Raw genomic sequence first — 19,041 nt, 5'->3', positions numbered from 1 at the left:
GAAAAAAGCGCCGCCCGCCGACCGGGTGGTCAACGGGCGGCGCCCGATAAAAACGTGCGGTTTTAGGCCGCCGGACCACCGGCAACGGCGAGGATGTCAATGACGAACACCAGGGTGTCGGTACCGGAGATGCCCTGGGTACCCTCCTCGCCGTAGCCGAATTCCGGCGGAATCACGGCCAGGACCTGGGAACCGACGGTCTGACCGACCAGAGCTTCGGTGAAGCCGGCGATCACGCCGTTGGTCGGGAACAGGCTGTAGTCGGCCCGGCCCCAGGAGGAATCGAAGGTTTCTCCGGTGGCCCAGAGGGCACCGGTGTAGGCGACGGCCACGCTCGCGCCATCGGTCACGACTTCTCCGTCACCGGTCTTCAGGTTCGTGATCTTCAGGTCGGTGGGAGCGTCGGTGGCGGGGATGGTGATGGTCGGTGCGCCGTCATCGGCGAGGGCCACGGTGGGGAAGCCGTCTTCGACGGGCTGGTCCTCGCCGGAGGCCTGGGTCGGGACATCCTCAATCACGCTGATGACGTCCATCACGAAGATGACCGGCTCGCCGGCGGCGACGCCGGTCGTGCCCTGGTCGGCGAAGGCATCCGCTGCCGGGCTCACGGTGACAATGCGTTCACCCTCGACAGCGCAATTGGCCGAACGCACCAGGCCCGGCAGAAAGCTCGTGTCATTGATCGGAATCACGAGGCTGGCACCGTCGGTGTTGTAGGTCGTCGGCTGAATGACCTCTTCGGTCTTGGCGTTGTACAGGGTGATCGCCACCTCGACGATCGAGTCCGTCTTGGCGGTGTCGGTTCCGGTGCCCTTGATGGCGACCGTGCGCTGCGAAGCCGTCGGCTCCAGTGGTGCATCGATCGAGATGTCGAGCGGAGCGCCGAAGTCACCGGTGACCTTCACGCTATCGGAGAGCTTGCCCGACTCGGTGCAGTCAGCCGAGGGGGAGCTAGCGGCAGCGGCATCCGTTGCTTTGGTCGTGTCGCTGCTGCCGCAGGCGGTGAGCGCGAGCGTCAGGCCCACAATGGTGAGCAGGGCGGGGATTTTCGACACGGGGCCTCTTTCGAGAACGTAGCAAGTTGGCAGGCAATTGTTCGGTTGGCGCGAACGGCCAAGTGCCTACTCTGCCACGCCTCGCCTATGAGCGGGCTGAATGGCGCGCGGTGGCGCGATTCAGTCGTCGAGACCGCGAGCGATCAGCGCCTCGCCGAGGGCATCCGCTGCATAAAGTGAGCGCACCACCACCGGCACAGCGATCGACATGAGCGACCACTGCGTACCGCGCGCGGTGCGCGCCTCGAGTACCTCCCGCACGATGTCACTGACCAGCGGAATACAGCGAATGGTGAGGGCCACGAGCAGTCCTACCCTGTCGGGGTCGACGAACCGTCGAAAAGGGCGCAGCAGCGTTTGGAACGCTTCGAGCACCGCCGTGACCGTTGTGGTCATGGTGAACAGGGCGGCGAGGGCGACGGCAACGAGCAACCGGCCAGCCATGAGGGCAGCCACTAGCCAGCCGGAGAGCAAGCCCTGAATGGGCACGGCGATCAGCAGAATAAACAGAATCGGAATGATCTGACCCACGGCGGCTCGCACCGGAACGCGGGCGATGACAAACAGCAGTATGACCCCGGCCGCGGCGCCGCCGACAATGCGGAGGTCGGGCGAGGTTCCGATCACGACGACACAGAGCGAGAGCAGAAATAGCTTGAGCAGCGTCGGCGCGCGGTGAATGAACGAGCTGCCGGGGCTGTACAGCCCGATCATGCGAGCAGGGCGCGATAGGCCGCGAGCGAGCGTTCCGGCGTGCCGTCGGCCACGACTTCGCCCTCCTCGATCACGATGACCCGGTCGAAATCTTCGACCAGGTGCAGGTGATGGGTGACCACGATGACCTGCTGGGCGAGCGTCTGCAACAGTTCGCTGATGCGCCGCACATTGCGGGCGTCGAGCAGAGTGGTCGGTTCATCGGCGACAATCGTCGCCGGCTCGGCGACCAGCACGGCGGCGAGAGCCAGCAGCTGTTTCTGCCCGCCGGACAGGCGATGCGCCGGATGATCGGCGTGCTCGCTCAGCCCGAACTGAGCGAGCGCGGCCGTCGTGCGCTCGTCGATCTGCCCCTTATCGAGGCCGCGGCGCCGCAGCGTGAAGGCGACGTCTTCCCGCACCGTGGGCATCACGATCTGGTTGTCGGGGTTGGTGAAGATGAACCCGATCTTGCGCCGCACGTCGCGGGCGTGCCGGCCCACAGACTGCCCGTCGACTGTCACGGTGCCGCTCTGCGGGGTGACGAGCCCGTTGATCAGGCGCACCAGGGTGGACTTGCCCGAGCCGTTCGCGCCGACGATACCGATGCGCTGCTCGGTCAGGTGCAGGTTCACATCACGCAGCACCGAGCGGGCGCCGAACGCATGCGAAACCTGCTCGAAGCGGATGCTGCTCACGCGCGGCCCTGGCGCCCCTTCGGCAGCGCGATCAGGCCGGGGTAGGCCTTGTGTACCTGGCGGGCGACCAACACGGTCACGATGACCTTGATCAGGTCGCCGGGCAGGAAGGCGACGTTCAGGCCGATCGCAGTCCAGAGCGGCAGCCCGAGATTGATGGCCATGACCGGAATGCCCAGGAGATAGACGGCGACGATGCCGCCAAGAATGGTAGCACCGAGGGCCGGCCAGAACGGGTACTTCGGCAGCAGCCGGGCGGTGAGGTAGCCGGTGACGAAAGCACCGAGCAGCCAGCCGTACAGGTAGCCGGCAGCCGGGCTGACGGTGAAGACGCCGATTCCACCGCGGGCGCCGGCGAGCAGGGGCAGCCCGACCGCGGTCAGCACGAGGAACAACAGCACGGCGAGGGTTCCCTTGCGCGGGCCGAGAATGGCGCCGGCGAGCATCACGCCGAGGGTCTGCATCGTGATCGGCACCGGGCCGATATTGAGCGGTCCTGGCAGGCCGAGCGCGGCGATGAGGGCAGCGAAAATAGCGATCTGGGCAAGATCACGGGCGGGCAGAATGCGGCGAGCCGGAGCGCTCGAGCGGATGGTGTCGGTCATGTTTTCAATTTAGATTTCGGCAGGTACCCGGCGCTGAAAAATACCTACAATAAAAAGCGCCGAACTGTAGAGGTTGTGATTTTTAGCCCGCCAGCACTCGGGTGGGGGAGGCCAGGCCCGCGACGATGGCATCCGCTGCCCGCACCAGCGCCAGGTGGGAGAGCGCCTGCGGGGTGTTGCCGGCCTGGTGCCCGCCCGCAACGTCGTACTCCTCGGAGAGCAGGCCGACATCGTTGACGAAGCCGAGCAGGCGGTTCATCAGTGTGTTGGCGTCCTCGATGCGACCGGAGGTGGCGTACTGCTCGACCAGCCAGAACGAGCAGGCCAGAAACGGATGCTCACCCGGCGGCAATCCGTCCACCCCGGCAGCCGTGCGGTAGCGCAGGAGCAGGCCATCGCGGCAGAGGTCCGCCTCGATCGCGGCCACGGTGCCGAGCATGCGGGGATCGGTCGGTGCGCAGAAGCCGACCTGTGGGAGGACGAGGAGGGAGGCATCCACTTCGGTACTGCCGTAGTACTGCACGTAGCTGCCGAGGTTCTCGTTGAAACCGCGGGTTTCGATGTCGGCGCGTACCTCGTCGCGCAGCGTCTTCCAGCGTTCGAGCGGACCGTCGAGGCCGCACTCCTGGATGCCGCGCACGGCACGATCGAAGGCGGCCCAGACCATGACGCGGGAGTGCGTGAATTCGCGGGCCTGCCCGCGCACCTCCCAGATGCCCTGGTCGGCCCGGCGCCAGTTCTTCTCGAGAAAGCTCATGAGTGCGCGCTGCAGCGGCCAGGAGAACTCGGTTTCGCGCACCCCGGCAGCGCGTGCGGCGTGCAGGGCCACCATGACCTCGCCGATGACGTCGGACTGGAACTGGTTGACCGCGTCGTTGCCAACCCTCACGGGGGAGGAGCCGTTGTAGCCGGGCAGGCTGCCCAGCTCGCGTTCGGGGAGGTAGCGCTCGCCGGAGAGCCCATACATGATCTGCACGTCGCTCGGATCCCCGGCAATGGCGCGCAGCAGCCAGGCCCGCCAGTCGCCGGCTTCCACCTCGTAGCCGTGGCTAAGCAGCACCTCGAGCGTGAGCGAGGCGTCCCGCAGCCAGACGTAGCGGTAATCCCAGTTGCGGGTGCCTCCGGTCTGCTCGGGGAGTGACGTGGTCGCTGCGGCTACGATGCCGCCGGTTCGTTCGTGCGTCAGGGCGCGCAGCACCAGCAGCGAACGCACCACCTGGGCGCGCAGGGGTCCGTCGTGGCTGCAACGGGATGCCCAGCTCTGCCACCAGGCGCGGGTCGAGCGGTAGGCCGCATCGATGTCGATGGCCGGTGGAATCTCCCGGTGCGAGCGATACCAGGTCATTTGGGCATCGACGGTTTCGCCGGCGATGACATCGAAGTGCGATTCGTGCCGGTGGTCTGACGCGCGGAGCGCAGGGCCGCGCACGACGATGGCGTCGGGTCCGGCGATCGCGACCAGGCCGCGCACCGACTCGCCCTTCAGCTGGCGCACCCACGGAATCGTCGTCGCATAGCCAAAGCGGATGCGCAGATCCTGCGTCATCGCCATCGTGCCGGTGATGCCGCGCACCCGGCGCACCAGGTCGGCCCGGCCATCACCGTGCGGCATGAAGTCGAGCACCTCGACCTGCCCGGTGCTGGTGGTCCACAGTGTCGATAGTACGAAGGTGTCGCCGTCGTATCGGCGGGTGGCGATGGCGTTTGGGTCGGCCGGCGCGAGCAGCCAGCGGCCATGGTTTTCATCGCCGAGCAGCGCGCCGAACATTGAGGCGGAGTCGTAGCGGGGCAGACAGAGCCAGTCGATGCTGCCATTGAGGCCGACGAGTGCCGCGGAGTGACAGTCGCTGATCAGTGCGTAGTCCTCGATGGGGAGTGCCATCAGGCCATCCTGTCAGCAGGAGGGTGAGAGTGCGCTGACGATCTGCTTAGGCTACGAGGCGAGCGGAGGCGAGGGTGGCCGATGCCTTGTCGATCCAGGCAGCGGATGCCGCGGCGAGGTCGTCGTCCGCGCTGGCCACGGTTGCAATAGGGGCCGTGTTGATCAGCTGGGTGTGGATCGGGGCGGCATCGATTGGCTGCGCGGTGATCGGGACGGGTTCGTTCCAGGTGACAATCGGGGCCGGGGTCCAGGACAACGCCGTCGGTTCGCCGCTGCTTTCGCCGCGCAGCGTCGCCTGCTCAATGAGGATGGTCTCGGTCAGTTCAACCGCGATCTCCCGGGCCTTGAGCCCGTGAAATATGACGTCGGTATCGCCGGGGGTCCGGGGCGAGAGCGTCCAGTCGCCGTTTTCGCCGATGAGTTCGCCGAGTTTGTCGTGCAGCAGCTCAAAAATCTGTTCGTCGCGCAGGACCGGGGCTGCGGCCACGCTCATCGCCGCGCTCGCGGCCAAACGTCGGCGTCGACGACCAAACATGACGAGCCCCTTTCAGATGCAGCCGACAATCAGCTGCTGCCTCCAGTTTCGGTCACCAAACCGCGACTCGCCGGACGGCGCGCCGACCAGCAGCCGAACTCAGCTGTCGATTTCGCGTTTATTGGCGTCTTCGATGACCGTGCCGATGGCCACAGCGGCGCTCAGCGCCCACCCCAGCCACAACATCACCAGACGCCAGTCGCGCGGTCCGTGCCTGGTGGCCTGCACGGTGTTCCATCCGCCGGCGATGACGCCGATCATGGCACTGCTGAATATGAACTTTCGCATGTGGACCTCCGGCCTAAGGTTACCCGGAGCCTCCCCGGTCGGGGCAAACCCGAAGAGGCTGAGAAAAACCCCTGAACTGACCGATCGGACAGGATCTGACCGATCGGTCAACTAGCCTGTGGTCGTGCCCATTCTTCCTGCGACATCCGCTGCACCGCCGGCCGGCGGCATCCGCTCACAAACCGGTGCCGACCTGCGCCAGGTCGCGCTGACCCAGTTCGCGTCGGTGGGATTCGCGGCAACCTCGCTGCAGAATATTGCCGACATCGCGGGCTTCTCCAAATCCAGCGTGCTCTACCACTTCGCCTCCAAGGAGGTGCTGCTCGAACAGGTGCTCACGCCGGCCATCGACCAGCTCGAGGTCGTTCTCGACCGCTTCGTGACCGCGCCCGAGACCATTGCCACCCGTGAGCGGTTCGTCGACGACTTCATCGACTTTCTGCTCGAGTTTCGGCTGGAACTGCACACCTTCATCAACCAGGCCCAGTCGCTGCGCGGCATCGCCATCATCGACCGGGCCGGACTGCTCATCGTTCGACTCGCCGCGAGTATCTGCCACGACGACGCGAGCAATGAAGACCGCCTGCGGTTCGGCTTCGCCCTCGGCGGTGCCGCCTACTCGCTCGTGGCCGGCATGACCTTTCTGGGCGAGGCCACCCTGCCCGACGACGACCTGCGCCCGGCGCTGCGCACCGTGATGACCGAACTGCTCGCCCCCGTCTCCGTACACCCGCGCCCCGCTCACTCCTGAATTTCTGCGCCGTCCGAAAGTAGTTTTCATGGCAACCGTTCTGTATCGTCTCGGCCACTTCGCCTACCGGCGGGCCTGGCTCGTCATCGGCATCTGGGTGCTGCTGCTCGCCGGCATCTTCGGCGGCGGCGTGGCCCTCAACGGCCAGACGCAGGAGTCCTACGCGATCCCCGGCACCGAGTCGCAGGATGCCATCGACTCGCTCGCCGCGGTGTTCCCTTCGGCGGCCGGCGCGCAGGTGCAGGTCGTCTATCACGTGCCGAGCGGGGCATCCATTGATGATGCGCCGTACCGGGCCGCCATCGAAAGCATGGCCACAGAAATCGGCGCCATCGACGGCGTCGACACCGTGATCACCCCGTTCAGCGACTACGCAGCGGATGCCGTCTCGAGCGACTCCGAGACCGCCTTCAGCCAGGTGGCGCTCACTGGGCAATCCACCGACGTGTCCACGGACACCCTCGACGCCCTCGTGGCCACTCGGTCGATCGGGGAGGACGCCGGCTTGCAGGTCGCGTTCGGCGGCCAGGTCTTTCAGGACAACACCTTCGGTATCACCGTCACCGAGGTGCTCGGCGTGCTCTTCGCCGGCGTCGTGCTGCTCATCACCTTCGGTTCCCTGCTCGCCGCCGGCATGCCGCTGCTCATGGCCATGATCGGCGTCGGCGTCGCGATCGGCGGCATCACCGCGGTGAGCGCCTTCGTCTCGGTCTCGAGCACCGCCCCCATGCTCGCGCTCATGCTCGGGCTCGCGGTCGGCATCGACTACTCGCTGTTCATTTTGTCGCGGCATCGATCGCAGCTGGCTACCGGCATGAAACCGCTTGAATCGGCCGCGACGGCCGTCGCCACCGCCGGTGGCGCCGTGGTCTTTGCCGGCATCACCGTGATTATCGCCCTGCTCGGACTACTCGTGGTCGGCATCCCGTTCTTGAGCGTGATGGGACTCGGCGCTGCATTCGCCGTGCTGGTCTCGATCGGCGTGGCCGTGACCCTGCTGCCCGCCGTGCTCGGCGTGGTCAAGGGCAAACTCATCCCCAAGGTCGGCGGACGGGCCCACCGCCGGGCGACCACCCCCGACGATGGAAGACCGACCCTGGGCCGGCGCTGGGTCGGACTGGTACTCAAAGCCCCGATCGTCGCCGTCATCGTGGTGGTCGGCGTGCTGGGAACCCTCGCCATTCCCGCACTCAGCCTCGACCTCAACCTGCCGGACGGCGGCTCCGAACCGGCCGGCTCCACCCAGCGGGAGGCCTACCAGCTCATCAACGACGGCTTCGGCCCCGGCTACAACGGCCCGCTCATCGTCGTCGTCGACATCACCCAGACCACCGACATCTTCGGCGACCTCGACACCATCGGCGCCCAGATTCGCGACCTGCCGGGCGTCGCCTACGTGGGCACGGGTACCCCAAACCCCACCGTCGACACGGCCATCATTCAGGTGATGCCCGACAGCGCACCGGATGCCGCGGCCACGAAAGACCTCGTGCAAATGATTCGAGACCTCGGCCCGGGCATCACCGCGAGCCTCGGCACCCCGATCGCCGTCACCGGCGCGACCGCCGTCGGCATAGACATCTCCAACCGGCTGACCGACGCGCTCATTCCCTTCGCGCTCATCGTGGTTGGGCTCTCGATCATTCTGCTCATGATGGTGTTTCGCTCCGTCTTCGTGCCGATCAAGGCCGCGCTCGGCTTTTTACTGTCGGTGTTCGCCGCCATCGGCGCCACCGTGGCGATCTTTCAGTGGGGCTGGTTTCCCGACCTGTTCGGCGTAGACAACCCCGGCCCCATCCTCAGCTTTCTGCCAATTCTGCTCATGGCGGTCTTGTTCGGCCTCGCGATGGACTACGAGGTGTTCCTCGTCTCGGGAATGCGCGAGGAATTCGTGCGCACCGGCAACGCCCGGCAATCGATCATCCACGGCTTCGCCCATGCCGGCCGGGTTGTCACCGCCGCGGCCCTGATCATGTTCTTCGTCTTCTTCGCGTTCGTCCCCGACGGCACCGGCGCCATCAAAGGCATCGCCTTCGCCCTGGCTATCGGTGTCCTGCTCGACGCCTTCCTGGTGCGCATGACGCTCGTCCCGGCCGCGATGGCACTCGCCGGAAACGCCGCCTGGTGGCTGCCACGCTGGCTCGGGCGGCTGCTGCCGAACGTCGACATCGAGGGGGAGGGACTGCGCCAGCACCTGCACGACAGCGCGTGGGCGGCGGAGCAGACCGATGCGATCACGGCCGATGAAGTCGTCTTCGGCCTCGAGACCGCGCCGATCGGTCCGCTCAGCCTGAGTATTCCGGCTGGTTCGCTCGTGCGGCTTACCGGCACGGCCGGCCACCGCCGGGTCGTCGCGGCCACCCTCGCCGGACGACTCGATCCGGTCAGCGGACGACTGCAGGTGCTCGGCTACCCGCTGCCATCCGACCGGCAGCAGGCCCTGCGCCGGGTTGCCCTCGCCGATATCGGTGAGCATCGGGACACCGAGATCACCGTCGGAGAACTGCTCGCCGAACGGCTGCGGCTCACCCTGCCCTGGTACCGGACTGCCTCGGTCGCCAGCCGTCGCGCCGACTGGATCAGCAGTATTAACCGGGCCCTGGGTGCCGGTCAGCCGGTGACGGCCGCCACGACGATTTCGGCGCTACCGGCCCACGGTCGGGCGACCGTGCTGGTCGCGGCGGCGCTCACCGAACGCCCCGGTGTGGTCTTCGTCGACCTCGGCGAGGGCCTCCCCGAGCCATTCCTGGGCCGGGACCTGGCGACGGTACTGGCCATGCTGGCACCCCCGACAACCACACTGGTGCTCGGCGCTGCACGCTTCGACATCGATGGCCCGGAATCGGCGCACGATCGACCGTGGCAGCAGATCGATCTCGACGCGCCAGTTGACGACGACCTGATGATGGATTCCCTCGATCGAAAGGCTCTGCAGCGATGAGCACCGCACTCGACAAACTGTTCAGCCGTACCGCGCGGCAGCGGCGGCTGACCGTCGCCGCTCTCGTGGCCGTCGTGGTCGCCGTGCCGCTTGCCGTGGCCGGACTGTTCACGGTGGCTCTCGTCTCGGCCGATGACCGGGTCGACACCATTCCCGCGATCGTCGTGAACAACGACGAATTCGTCACGACCACCCTGCCGGACGGCACCGAACAACAGGCTTTAGCCGGTCGATTGCTCGTGACCGAACTGACCGCGCCCAGCGCCAGCGATGCCAGCACGGCCGGATTCGACTGGACCATCTCCAACACGGCCGACGCGCAAGCGGCGCTCGCCGCCGGAGACGCCTACGCGATTCTGACCATCCCCAGCGATTTCTCCGCCTCGATCACCTCGCTCTCGGGCAGCACCCCGGTGCAGGCCGACCTCGATATTCGCACCGATGACGCCCATTCCTACCTCGCCGGCTCGCTGGCCCAATCGGTCGGCTCCGCCTTGACGGGCGCCTTCGGCCAGGCGATCACCGCGCAGTATCTCGAAGGCCTGTACACGAATCTCGCCCTGCTTGGTTCGTCCCTCACGGATGCCGCCGACGGCGCGGCCGCGCTCTCCACCGGGGTGAGCGGGCTCAAGGCCGGCCTCGATTCCCTTGCGGCCGGCACGGCGACCGCCGTTACCGGGGCGGCATCCGCTGCGAGCGGAGCGACGAGTTATGCCTCCGGCGTGGCCTCCTATACCGACGGCGTCACCGGGCTGAGCGCGGGGCTGACCGAGCTGAAGTCCGGCGCCGGCGCGCTGGCTCCGCTCGAAACCGGGCTCCCGGCCTACGCCTGGGGAGTGCAGGGAACGGCGGCAGCGTTCACCGCCCTCAACGCGCAGATGCAGGCCGACCCGAACGTCGCCGCCTACGCCGGCGCGCTCGCGCAAATTCAGGGCGGCCTCACCGCACTCGGCGCCCAGAGCCCGGGCATCGGGGCAGCCGGCACCGGAATTGGGTCGGTGCTGGACGGCATCTCGTCGAGTGCGAACGGTGCGCGCACGCTCGCGGCCGGCGGCCCAGCCCTGTCGAGCGGCGCAAGCGATCTCGCGACCGGTGTGCAGGGAATTTCCGCCGGGCTCGGTACCCTCGCTTCCGGCACCCAGTCGGCCCAGGCCGGGACGCACGCACTGGAAGCCGGGGCCGCCGAGCTCGCGACCGGGCTGGCGGACGGCGCGGCGGGGGCATCCGTTTTCACCGATACCGATGCCGCGACCACCGCCGCGGTCGTCTCCGAGCCGGTCAGTGTCACGACCGAGCGCGACCACGCGATCGACTCGGCCGGCCCGATCATCGGCATGATTTTCGTGCCGGTCGGCCTGTGGATCGGCGCCCTCGTCGTCTTTCTGCTGTTCAAACCGCTCACAGCAGCCGCCCTGGCTTCGACGACGAGCACCGGCCGGTTGCTGCGTCGCAGCCTCGGCCGGGCCTTCGCCATCGTTGCCGGCCAGGCCGTTCTGGTCACCGTGCTGCTGCATACCGCCCTCGATGTGGCGTGGACGCTGCTGCCGGCCACCCTCGGCTTCGCCGTGCTGTTGGCCTTCGTGTTCGTGGCCGTGCAGCACTGGCTGAGCGTCGCGTTCGGTCGGGTCGGCATCGTCATCTCGCTCGTGCTGCTCGCCCTGCAACTCGCCGCGGCGAGTGGGTTGTACCCGATCGAACTCGTCGCCGCCCCATTCCAGGCGTTGAGCCCCTTTCTGCCGTTGACCTGGGCCGTGAACGGCCTGCAGGCGATTGTCAGTGAAAGCGGGGGAGCGGATGTTGCCGCCGCCGCCGCAATACTGCTCCTGTTCGCGATCGGTAGCGTGCTGCTCTCGTTCTGGAGTGTGGCCCGAGCGCGCGGAGCCCGCTCGTTCGGGCTGGGGCTGGCCAGGGCGTAGGGCGCGGTGCCCCCCATGAGACTGGGGGCGACTGGTATCCTTGGGAGGGCAACACAGGCGTGCACCGCGGGTGTGCCCGGAACGGATGATCCATTACTTATTCAGCCGACTCCACGCGGTTCGACCGCGACCAGACCGCACTCGACGATTCAGGGGCTGACGCTGCGCCCGATGACACCGCAACCGGTGCGTACACGCTCGTCGTCGTCTCCAACCGGCTGCCGGTCGACTTCGAGGAAAGCGACGACGGTGCCGCCACCTGGCGCACTTCACCCGGCGGGCTGGTCACCGCACTCGAACCGCTCATGCGTGCGTCAAACGGCGCCTGGGTCGGCTGGCCCGGCGTCGCTGATCGCTCCTTTGCGCCGTTCGATAATGACGGCATTTCGCTCGTGCCCGTGCGGCTCAACGAAGAAGACATTGAGGACTACTACGAGGGCTTCTCCAACGACACCCTCTGGCCGCTCTACCACGACGTTATTGCGCCGCCGAGCTATCACCGCGAAACCTGGGACGCCTACGTCAGGGTGAACCGTCGATTCGCTGCAGCCGCCGCAGCGGTCGCCGCCCCCGGAGCCACGGTCTGGGTGCACGACTACCAACTGCAGCTCGTTCCGCGCCTGCTGCGGGAGGCCCGCCCCGACCTCGTCATCGGCTTCTTCAATCACATTCCATTTCCGCCATATGGCATTTATGCGCAGCTGCCCTGGCGTAAACAGATTCTGCACGGCCTGCTCGGCGCCGACGTTATCGGCTTTCAACGGGTAGCGGATGCCGGCAATTTCTCCCAAGCGGTGCGTCGCCTCTATGGCTATGCCACCCGCGGCGTCGTTATCGACGTGCCCACCGGTGACAACGGCCAGAGCGGCCAGACCGGGGAGACTCGTCGTGTCATCGCCAAGCACTTTCCCATCTCGATCGACGCGGCCGCCTACGAAGAACTGGCCAGACGCCCCGAGATCCAGGCCCGCGCACGTCAGATTCGGGAGGACCTCGGCAACCCGAAAACGCTCATGCTGGGCGTCGACCGGCTCGACTACACCAAGGGCATCGGCCACCGCATCAAGGCCTTCGGGGAGCTGCTCGCCGACGGACGCCTGAGTGTCGAAGACGTCACCCTGGTGCAGATCGCGAGCCCGTCCCGCGAACGGGTCAGCACCTATATGGCCCTGCGCGACGAGATTGAACTCGCCGTCGGTCGACTCAACGGCGACTTCTCCACGATCAGCCACACCGCCATCAGCTATCACCACCACAGCTACCCGCGTGAAGAAATGGTCGCGATGTATCTCGCCGCTGACGTCATGCTCGTCACCGCGCTGCGTGACGGCATGAACCTCGTCGCCAAGGAATACGTCGCCGTGCGCTTCGATGCCGACGGGGTGCTCGTGCTGAGCGAGTTCGCCGGCGCCGCCGATGAACTCAAACAGGCGATCCTAATCAATCCGCACGACATCGACGGCACCAAGGACGCCATTGTGCGCGCGGTCGAGATGCCCCGGCGGGAACGCGCCAGACGTATGCGTTCGCTGCGCCGCAAGGTCGCGGAGAACGATGTTGCCGCCTGGTCGGCCTCGTTTCTGCGGGCCCTCACCGGCGGCGCTGCCGTGGCGGCCGGAATCCCCGACGATCTCGACCTGGCCTTGCAGAATCTTGCCGGTGCCGAGAACGTGCTCATCGCCCTCGACTTCGACGGAACCCTGGCCCCGCACGTTGACCACCCCGAAGACGCCCGTGCAATCACCGGCACCCGGGAAGCCGTTCAAGCCCTGCTCGACCTGCCCGGGGTGCGCGTAGCCTTGGTCTCTGGGCGCGCCCTGGTAAGTCTGCAGCACGTTGCCCAGCCGCAGAGTTCGGTGTTGCTCACCGGCTCGCACGGCATCGAGGTTCAGCTGGACACCCCCGAGATTGAACTCAACCTGGTCTCCTCTGAGCTCGAACAGCTCGACACCCTTGCCCGGGTGCTCACCAGCATCTCCGGATCGCTTGCCGGGACCACCATCGAGCGCAAGCCCGCCGGTCTGGCCCTGCACACCCGGCTCGCGACCAAGAAAGACGGCCAAACGGCCCAGCGCGAGGCAAGGGAACAGCTCACCGATCAGCTGCCCGGACTTACCGTTCGCGAAGGTAAGAACGTGCTGGAATTCTCGGTACGCTCCAGCACCAAGGGTGATGCCCTCGAGAAGCTGCGCGAGTACACCGGGGCCGACCGGGTGTTCTACGCCGGCGACGATGTGACCGATGAAGACGCCTTCGCGGCATTGCGTGACGACGACCTCGGCCTCAAGATCGGTCAGGGCGCGACCCTTGCCGGCTACCGGGTGCGCAGCCCCAAGGAAGTCACTCAGGTCCTCGTGCGCATCGCCGCACTCCGTGCTGGCCTTGCACTCTGAGGCCCCATTGAAAATAGAGGGCGCCCTGAGGTTCTAGACTCGGGGCATGTCTGAGATCGATGTGAAACCCCGTAGCCGCGCCGTCACCGATGGAATCGAGGCCACCACATCGCGTGGAATGCTTCGCGCCGTCGGCATGGGCGACGCTGACTGGGACAAGCCCCAGATCGGCATTGCGAGTTCGTGGAACGAGATCACGCCGTGCAACCTGTCGCTCGACCGCCTGGCGCAGGCGGCCAAGGAAGGTGTGCACTCCGGTGGCGGCTACCCGCTGCAGTTCGGCACCATCTCGGTCAGCGACGGCATTTCGATGGGCCACGAGGGCATGCATTTCTCCCTCGTTTCGCGTGAGGTCATCGCTGACTCGGTCGAGGTCGTCATGCAGGCCGAACGTCTCGACGGCAGCGTGCTGCTGGCCGGTTGCGACAAATCCCTGCCCGGCATGCTCATGGCCGCCGCCCGCCTCGACCTCGCGAGCGTGTTCCTCTACGCCGGATCGATCGCCCCGGGCTGGGTCAAACTCAGCGACGGCACCGAAAAAGACATCACCATTATCGACGCGTTCGAGGCCGTCGGCGCGGTCAAGGCCGGCCGCATGAGTGAAGCGGATGCGAAGCGCATCGAGTGCGCGTTCGCTCCGGGCGAGGGCGCCTGCGGCGGTATGTACACCGCAAACACCATGGCCAGTGTCGCGGAAGCACTCGGAATGAGTCTGCCCGGCTCGGCGAGCCCGGCATCCGCTGACCGTCGCCGTGACTATTTCGCCCACCGCTCCGGCGAGGCCGTGGTCAACATGCTGCGCCTCGGTATCACCGCCCGCGACATCCTCACCCGCAAGGCATTCGAGAACGCCATCGCCGTGGCCATGGCCTTCGGCGGCTCCACCAACGTCGTGCTGCACCTGCTCGCCATCGCCCGCGAGGCCGAGGTCGAGCTGACCCTCGACGACTTCAACCGTATCGGCGACAAGGTTCCGCACATCGGCGACCTCAAGCCGTTCGGCAAGTACGTCATGAACGACGTGGACCGCCAGGGCGGCGTGCCCGTCGTCATGCGTGCGCTGCTCGAGGCCGGACTCATCCACGGCGACGCGCTCACCGTGACCGGCAAGACGGTGGCCGAGAACCTCGCCGAGATCGACCCGCCCGACCTCGACGGTGAGGTGCTGCGCACCCTCGACAACCCGATCCACAAGAGCGGCGGCATCACCATTCTCAAAGGCAGCTTCGCGCCCGAAGGCGCTGTGGTGAAGACCGCCGGCTTCGACGCCGCCGTCTTCGAAGGCCCGGCCCGGGTGTTCGAGCGGGAACGCGCCGCGATGGACGCCCTGACCGAAGGCAAAATCTACAAGGGTGACGTCGTCATCATCCGCTACGAAGGACCCAAGGGCGGACCGGGCATGCGCGAGATGCTCTCGATCACCGCCGCCATCAAGGGCGCTGGGCTCGGCTCCGATGTACTACTATTAACGGACGGTCGATTCTCAGGCGGCACAACCGGACTGTGCATCGGCCATATAGCACCCGAAGCGGTGGACGCAGGTCCAATCGCCTTCGTGCGCGATGGGGATCCGATACGGGTCGATATCGCAGCTCGCTCGCTTGACCTACTGGTCGCGCCTGCAGAGCTGGCCGCCCGCCGAGATGGCTGGGCGCCCCTTCCCCCTCGCTACACCCGTGGCGTACTCGCGAAGTACTCGAAGCTCGTGCATTCCGCCGCTGAAGGCGCCATCACGGGCTAACCCGTGTGCCCCCGTGGCACGCGAAGATCATCGAAACGACCGATTTCGAAGTAGGGATTCATTGACCATGACCACGGAACCCACTCCCGTGCCCTCGGCTCCCGCCTCGGCGGAGCCGGAGATGCTCACCGGCTCGGGGGCGATCATTCGCACCCTCGAACTGCTCGGCGTCACCGACGTCTTCGGCATCCCGGGCGGCGCCGTCATTCCGCTCTACGACGAGCTCATGACGCAAGACAAGATCCGCCACATCCTGGTGCGCCACGAACAGGGTGCCGGCCACGCGGCGGAGGGCTACGCCTCGGCCACCGGCCGGGTCGGCGTCGCGATCGCCACGAGCGGTCCGGGCGCGACCAACCTCGTCACCGCCATAGCGGATGCCTACATGGACTCGGTTCCGCTGCTCGCGATCACCGGCCAGGTGTTCTCCACCTCGATGGGAACGGACGCCTTCCAGGAGGCCGACATCATCGGCATCACCATGCCGATCACCAAGCATTCCTTTCTCGCTCGCCGCGCCGAAGAGATTCCGGCCGCGATCGCCTCCGCCTATCACATCGCCTCCACCGGCCGCCCCGGACCGGTGCTCGTGGACATCACCAAGGACGCGCAGCAGAACCTCGCGCCGTTCATCTGGCCGCCCAAGCTCGACCTGCCCGGCTACCGACCGATCGTCAAGGCTCACGGCAAGCAGGTGCAGGCCGCAGCCCAGCTGTTGCTGGCCGCGAAGAAGCCCGTGCTCTACGTCGGGGGTGGTGTCATTCGCGCCCACGCTTCGCCCGAACTGCTCGTCCTCGCCGAGGCAACCGGCGCTCCGGTCGTCACGACCCTGATGGCCCGCGGCGCTTTTCCCGACTCGCACCCGCAGCACCTCGGCATGCCCGGCATGCACGGCACCGTTCCGGCCGTGCTCGCGCTGCAGGAGGCAGACCTCATCATTTCGCTCGGAGCCCGCTTCGACGACCGGGTGACCGGAAAGATCAGCGAATTCGCACCCAACGCGAAGATCGTGCACGTCGACGTCGACCCGGCCGAGATCTCCAAGATCCGCCTGGCCGATGTACCCATCGTTGGTGATGCCAAGGACGTCATCGCCGACTTGACCATTGCGTGGACCGAGGTTACCCAGGGCGGCGCACCAGACACCGCCGAATGGTGGACCTACCTGCACGGACTGAAGGCGGAGTTCCCGCTCGGCTTCACCGAGCCGACCGACGGCCTGCTGGCCCCGCAATACGTGATCCAGCGCATCGGCGAGCTCACCGGCCCCGAGGCCGTGTACGCGGCCGGGGTCGGCCAGCATCAGATGTGGGCGGCGCAGTACATCAAGTACGAACGCCCCAACTCCTGGCTCAACTCCGGCGGTGCCGGCACCATGGGCTACTCCGTGCCGGCCGCGATGGGTGCCAAGGTCGCTGAACCCGACCGGGTGGTCTGGTCGATCGACGGTGACGGCTGCTTCCAGATGACTAACCAGGAACTGGCCACCTGCACGATCAACAAGATCCCGATCAAGGTTGCGATCATCAACAACTCCTCGCTCGGCATGGTGCGTCAGTGGCAGTCGCTGTTCTATGACGGACGGCACTCCTTCACCGACCTCAATACCGGTCACGGCACCGCGATGGTGCCCGACTTTGTCAAGATGGCGGATGCCTATGGCGCGCTCGGAATCCGGGTCACCAGCAAGGACCAGGTGGATGACGCCATCAAACTGGCGCTCGCCACCAACGACCGCCCGGTCGTGATCGACTTCATCGTGAGCCCCGGCGCCATGGTCTGGCCGATGGTTCCGCAGGGCGTAAGTAATAGCTTCGTTCAGTACGCCAAAGATCACGCACCGACCTGGGGAGAAGAGTAACCGTGACGAGCCACGTACTGAGTCTGCTCGTCGAGGACAAGCCCGGCCTGCTCACGCGCGTCGCCGGCCTGTTCGCGCGTCGCGGTTTCAACATTGAAAGCCTGGCCGTCGGCCACAGCGAGATCCCTGGTCTGTCCCGCATCACGATTCTGGTCGATGTCGAAGACATACCGCTCGAGCAGGTCACCAAACAGCTGAACAAGCTGATCAACGTCATCAAGATCGTCGAGCTCGACCCGGTCCAGTCCGTGCAGCGCGAACATCTGCTGATCAAGGTCAAGGTCGACAACACGAGCCGGTCGCAGGTGCTCGAGGCGGTCAACCTGTTCCGCGCCCGCGTCGTCGACGTGGCCACGGATGCCGTCGTGATCGAGGTCACCGGCGACAGCGGAAAGACCCAGGCACTTCTGCGGGTACTCGAGCCGTTCGGCATTCGGGAACTCGCCCAGTCCGGCCTGCTCGCCATCGGCCGCGGTTCCAAATCCATCACCGAACGAGTTTTCAAAAACTAACCAGCACGTCATTAATAAGGAGAGAAACACATTGTCTGAGATTTTCTACGACAAAGACGCCGACCTGTCGATCATTCAGGGCAAGAAGGTGGCCGTCATCGGCTACGGCTCGCAGGGTCACGCCCACGCGCAGAACCTGCGCGACTCCGGCGTCGAGGTCAAGATCGGCCTGAAGGACGGCTCCAAGAGCAAGGCCAAGGCCGAAGAAGCCGGCTTCACCGTGCTGTCCACAGCGGATGCCGCGGCCTGGGCCGACGTCATCGTCATCCTCGCGCCCGACCAGGTGCAGCGTCACCTGTACAAGGACGACGTGCTGCCGAACCTGGCTACCGGTAAGGCCCTCGTCTTCGGACACGGATTCAACATCCGCTTCGGGTACATCACTGCGCCCGACGGCGTTGACGTCGTCATGGTCGCCCCGAAGGGTCCGGGCCACACCGTGCGCCGCGAGTTCGAAGCCGGTCGCGGCGTTCCCGTGATCGTCGCCGTCGAGAAGGACGCCTCGGGCCAAGCCTGGCCGCTCACCCTCAGCTACGCCAAGGCGATCGGTGGCCTGCGCGCCGCCGGCATCAAGACCACCTTCACCGAAGAAACCGAAACCGACCTATTCGGCGAGCAGGCAGTGCTCTGCGGCGGCACCTCACAGCTGATCCAGTACGGCTTCGAGGTTCTCACCGAGGCTGGCTACCAGCCGCAGGTTGCCTACTTTGAGGTGCTGCACGAGCTCAAGCTCATCGTCGACCTCATGTGGGAGGGTGGCATCGCCAAGCAGCGCTGGAGTGTCTCCGACACCGCCGAGTACGGCGACTACGTCTCCGGCCCGCGCGTCATTGACCCGAGTGTCAAGGAGAACATGAAGGCCGTTCTCGCCGACATCCAGAGCGGCGCGTTCGCCGAGCGCTTCATCGCCGATCAGGACAACGGCGGAGTCGAGTTCCTCGCCCTGCGCAAGAAGGGCGAAAAGCACCCGATCGAGGCCACCGGCCGCAGCCTGCGCAAGCTCTTCGCATGGAACGCATCGAACGACGACGACTACACCGACGGTTCGGTTTCGCGTTAACCGGCGCCTCCGGTAGCCATACCGAGCGTGTCAGCAACAGGGTCAGCCGTTCTCGGCTGGCCCTGTTGCTGCGTTCACCGACGGAATGGACGGGCAACGAACCCCTGAAG

The 19,041-nt window shown here is 66.4% G+C and carries 16 protein-coding genes; 8 read left to right on the top strand and 8 right to left on the bottom strand.

What is annotated here, in order from left to right:
• Positions 1 to 62: 62 nt before the first annotated feature.
• The 7 genes from E3T31_RS17065 to E3T31_RS17035 all read right to left on the bottom strand — a co-directional run bounded on the left by E3T31_RS17065 (position 63) and on the right by E3T31_RS17035 (position 5,756).
• Positions 63 to 1,055, bottom strand: coding sequence for an FKBP-type peptidyl-prolyl cis-trans isomerase (locus E3T31_RS17065; protein WP_134470532.1), 993 nt, complete (start codon positions 1,053 to 1,055; stop codon positions 63 to 65).
• A 120-nt stretch (positions 1,056 to 1,175) separates the two neighbouring features.
• Positions 1,176 to 1,769 (bottom strand): energy-coupling factor transporter transmembrane protein EcfT, encoded by a 594-nt coding sequence (locus E3T31_RS17060; protein WP_134470530.1) that lies wholly within the window; start codon positions 1,767 to 1,769, stop codon positions 1,176 to 1,178.
• A complete protein-coding gene (locus E3T31_RS17055) occupies positions 1,766 to 2,446 on the bottom strand; it encodes an energy-coupling factor ABC transporter ATP-binding protein (protein WP_134470528.1) in 681 nt (226 codons plus the stop codon). The genes E3T31_RS17060 and E3T31_RS17055 overlap by 4 nt, the downstream gene beginning before the upstream one ends.
• Entirely contained in the window at positions 2,443 to 3,051 is a 609-nt protein-coding gene (locus E3T31_RS17050; RefSeq protein ID WP_134470526.1) for a biotin transporter BioY, read from the bottom strand. Before E3T31_RS17050 ends, E3T31_RS17055 begins: the two co-directional genes overlap by 4 nt.
• An 82-nt stretch (positions 3,052 to 3,133) precedes the next feature.
• Entirely contained in the window at positions 3,134 to 4,933 is a 1,800-nt protein-coding gene (locus tag E3T31_RS17045; protein WP_134470524.1) for a glycoside hydrolase family 15 protein, read from the bottom strand.
• 46 nt (positions 4,934 to 4,979) lie between these two features.
• Entirely contained in the window at positions 4,980 to 5,468 is a 489-nt protein-coding gene (locus tag E3T31_RS17040) for a hypothetical protein (protein WP_134470522.1), read from the bottom strand.
• A gap of 99 nt (positions 5,469 to 5,567) precedes the next feature.
• A complete protein-coding gene (locus tag E3T31_RS17035; RefSeq protein ID WP_092449289.1) occupies positions 5,568 to 5,756 on the bottom strand; it encodes a hypothetical protein in 189 nt (62 codons plus the stop codon).
• A 124-nt stretch (positions 5,757 to 5,880) separates the two neighbouring features.
• Between E3T31_RS17035 and E3T31_RS17030 the strand changes: the two genes are divergently transcribed.
• From E3T31_RS17030 to E3T31_RS17020, 3 genes are read left to right on the top strand one after another with little or no spacing between them, the layout of a single operon-like run.
• Complete coding sequence (locus tag E3T31_RS17030) at positions 5,881 to 6,507, top strand: TetR/AcrR family transcriptional regulator (RefSeq protein ID WP_241978070.1); 627 nt, start codon at positions 5,881 to 5,883, stop codon at positions 6,505 to 6,507.
• A 28-nt stretch (positions 6,508 to 6,535) separates the two neighbouring features.
• A complete protein-coding gene (locus E3T31_RS17025; protein WP_134470520.1) occupies positions 6,536 to 9,448 on the top strand; it encodes an MMPL family transporter in 2,913 nt (970 codons plus the stop codon).
• Entirely contained in the window at positions 9,445 to 11,364 is a 1,920-nt protein-coding gene (locus E3T31_RS17020; protein WP_134470518.1) for a YhgE/Pip family protein, read from the top strand. The genes E3T31_RS17025 and E3T31_RS17020 overlap by 4 nt, the downstream gene beginning before the upstream one ends.
• 97 nt (positions 11,365 to 11,461) lie before the next feature.
• Here the strand turns inward: E3T31_RS17020 and E3T31_RS18455 are convergent, their stop codons facing one another.
• The gene (locus tag E3T31_RS18455; protein WP_241978069.1) at positions 11,462 to 11,671 is read right to left on the bottom strand and encodes a hypothetical protein; all 210 of its coding nucleotides are present in this window, start codon (positions 11,669 to 11,671) and stop codon (positions 11,462 to 11,464) included.
• Here E3T31_RS18455 and E3T31_RS17015 point away from each other — a divergent pair.
• The 5 genes from E3T31_RS17015 to ilvC all read left to right on the top strand — a co-directional run bounded on the left by E3T31_RS17015 (position 11,583) and on the right by ilvC (position 18,931).
• Positions 11,583 to 13,757: a bifunctional alpha,alpha-trehalose-phosphate synthase (UDP-forming)/trehalose-phosphatase gene (locus E3T31_RS17015; protein ID WP_241978077.1), complete on the top strand. Its 2,175-nt coding sequence runs from the start codon at positions 11,583 to 11,585 to the stop codon at positions 13,755 to 13,757. The two genes, E3T31_RS18455 and E3T31_RS17015, sit on opposite strands and share 89 nt — an antisense overlap.
• 46 nt (positions 13,758 to 13,803) lie before the next feature.
• On the top strand, positions 13,804 to 15,498 hold the full coding sequence (gene ilvD, locus E3T31_RS17010; protein ID WP_134470514.1) for a dihydroxy-acid dehydratase: 1,695 nt from the start codon (positions 13,804 to 13,806) through the stop codon (positions 15,496 to 15,498).
• Between the two features lie 67 nt (positions 15,499 to 15,565).
• A complete protein-coding gene (locus E3T31_RS17005) occupies positions 15,566 to 17,359 on the top strand; it encodes an acetolactate synthase large subunit (RefSeq protein ID WP_134470512.1) in 1,794 nt (597 codons plus the stop codon).
• 2 nt (positions 17,360 to 17,361) lie between these two features.
• The gene (gene ilvN / locus E3T31_RS17000; RefSeq protein WP_134470510.1) at positions 17,362 to 17,871 is read left to right on the top strand and encodes an acetolactate synthase small subunit; all 510 of its coding nucleotides are present in this window, start codon (positions 17,362 to 17,364) and stop codon (positions 17,869 to 17,871) included.
• A gap of 31 nt (positions 17,872 to 17,902) precedes the next feature.
• On the top strand, positions 17,903 to 18,931 hold the full coding sequence (gene ilvC / locus E3T31_RS16995) for a ketol-acid reductoisomerase (RefSeq protein WP_134470508.1): 1,029 nt from the start codon (positions 17,903 to 17,905) through the stop codon (positions 18,929 to 18,931).
• Positions 18,932 to 19,041: the final 110 nt, after the last annotated feature.

It is taken from the genome of Cryobacterium sp. TMS1-13-1 (assembly GCF_004403125.1).
Lineage (GTDB): Bacteria > Actinomycetota > Actinomycetes > Actinomycetales > Microbacteriaceae > Cryobacterium > Cryobacterium levicorallinum.
The sequence above is the reverse complement of the archived record's forward strand: the minus strand, read 5'-3'. Positions and strand labels throughout refer to the sequence as shown.

What these genes read in the sequence shown, in the direction of transcription:
- E3T31_RS17050 (WP_134470526.1), bottom strand. Translation starts at nt 3,051, where the DNA reads ATGACCGACACCATCCGCTCGAGCGCTCCGGCTCGCCGCATTCTGCCC.
- E3T31_RS17035 (WP_092449289.1), bottom strand. Translation starts at nt 5,756, where the DNA reads ATGCGAAAGTTCATATTCAGCAGTGCCATGATCGGCGTCATCGCCGGC.
- E3T31_RS18455 (WP_241978069.1), bottom strand. Translation starts at nt 11,671, where the DNA reads ATGAGCGGTTCGAGTGCGGTGACCAGCCCGCCGGGTGAAGTGCGCCAG.
- E3T31_RS17020 (WP_134470518.1), top strand. Translation starts at nt 9,445, where the DNA reads ATGAGCACCGCACTCGACAAACTGTTCAGCCGTACCGCGCGGCAGCGG.
- E3T31_RS17045 (WP_134470524.1), bottom strand. Translation starts at nt 4,933, where the DNA reads ATGGCACTCCCCATCGAGGACTACGCACTGATCAGCGACTGTCACTCC.
- ilvD (WP_134470514.1), top strand. Translation starts at nt 13,804, where the DNA reads ATGTCTGAGATCGATGTGAAACCCCGTAGCCGCGCCGTCACCGATGGA.
- E3T31_RS17060 (WP_134470530.1), bottom strand. Translation starts at nt 1,769, where the DNA reads ATGATCGGGCTGTACAGCCCCGGCAGCTCGTTCATTCACCGCGCGCCG.
- E3T31_RS17025 (WP_134470520.1), top strand. Translation starts at nt 6,536, where the DNA reads ATGGCAACCGTTCTGTATCGTCTCGGCCACTTCGCCTACCGGCGGGCC.
- E3T31_RS17040 (WP_134470522.1), bottom strand. Translation starts at nt 5,468, where the DNA reads ATGTTTGGTCGTCGACGCCGACGTTTGGCCGCGAGCGCGGCGATGAGC.
- E3T31_RS17005 (WP_134470512.1), top strand. Translation starts at nt 15,566, where the DNA reads ATGACCACGGAACCCACTCCCGTGCCCTCGGCTCCCGCCTCGGCGGAG.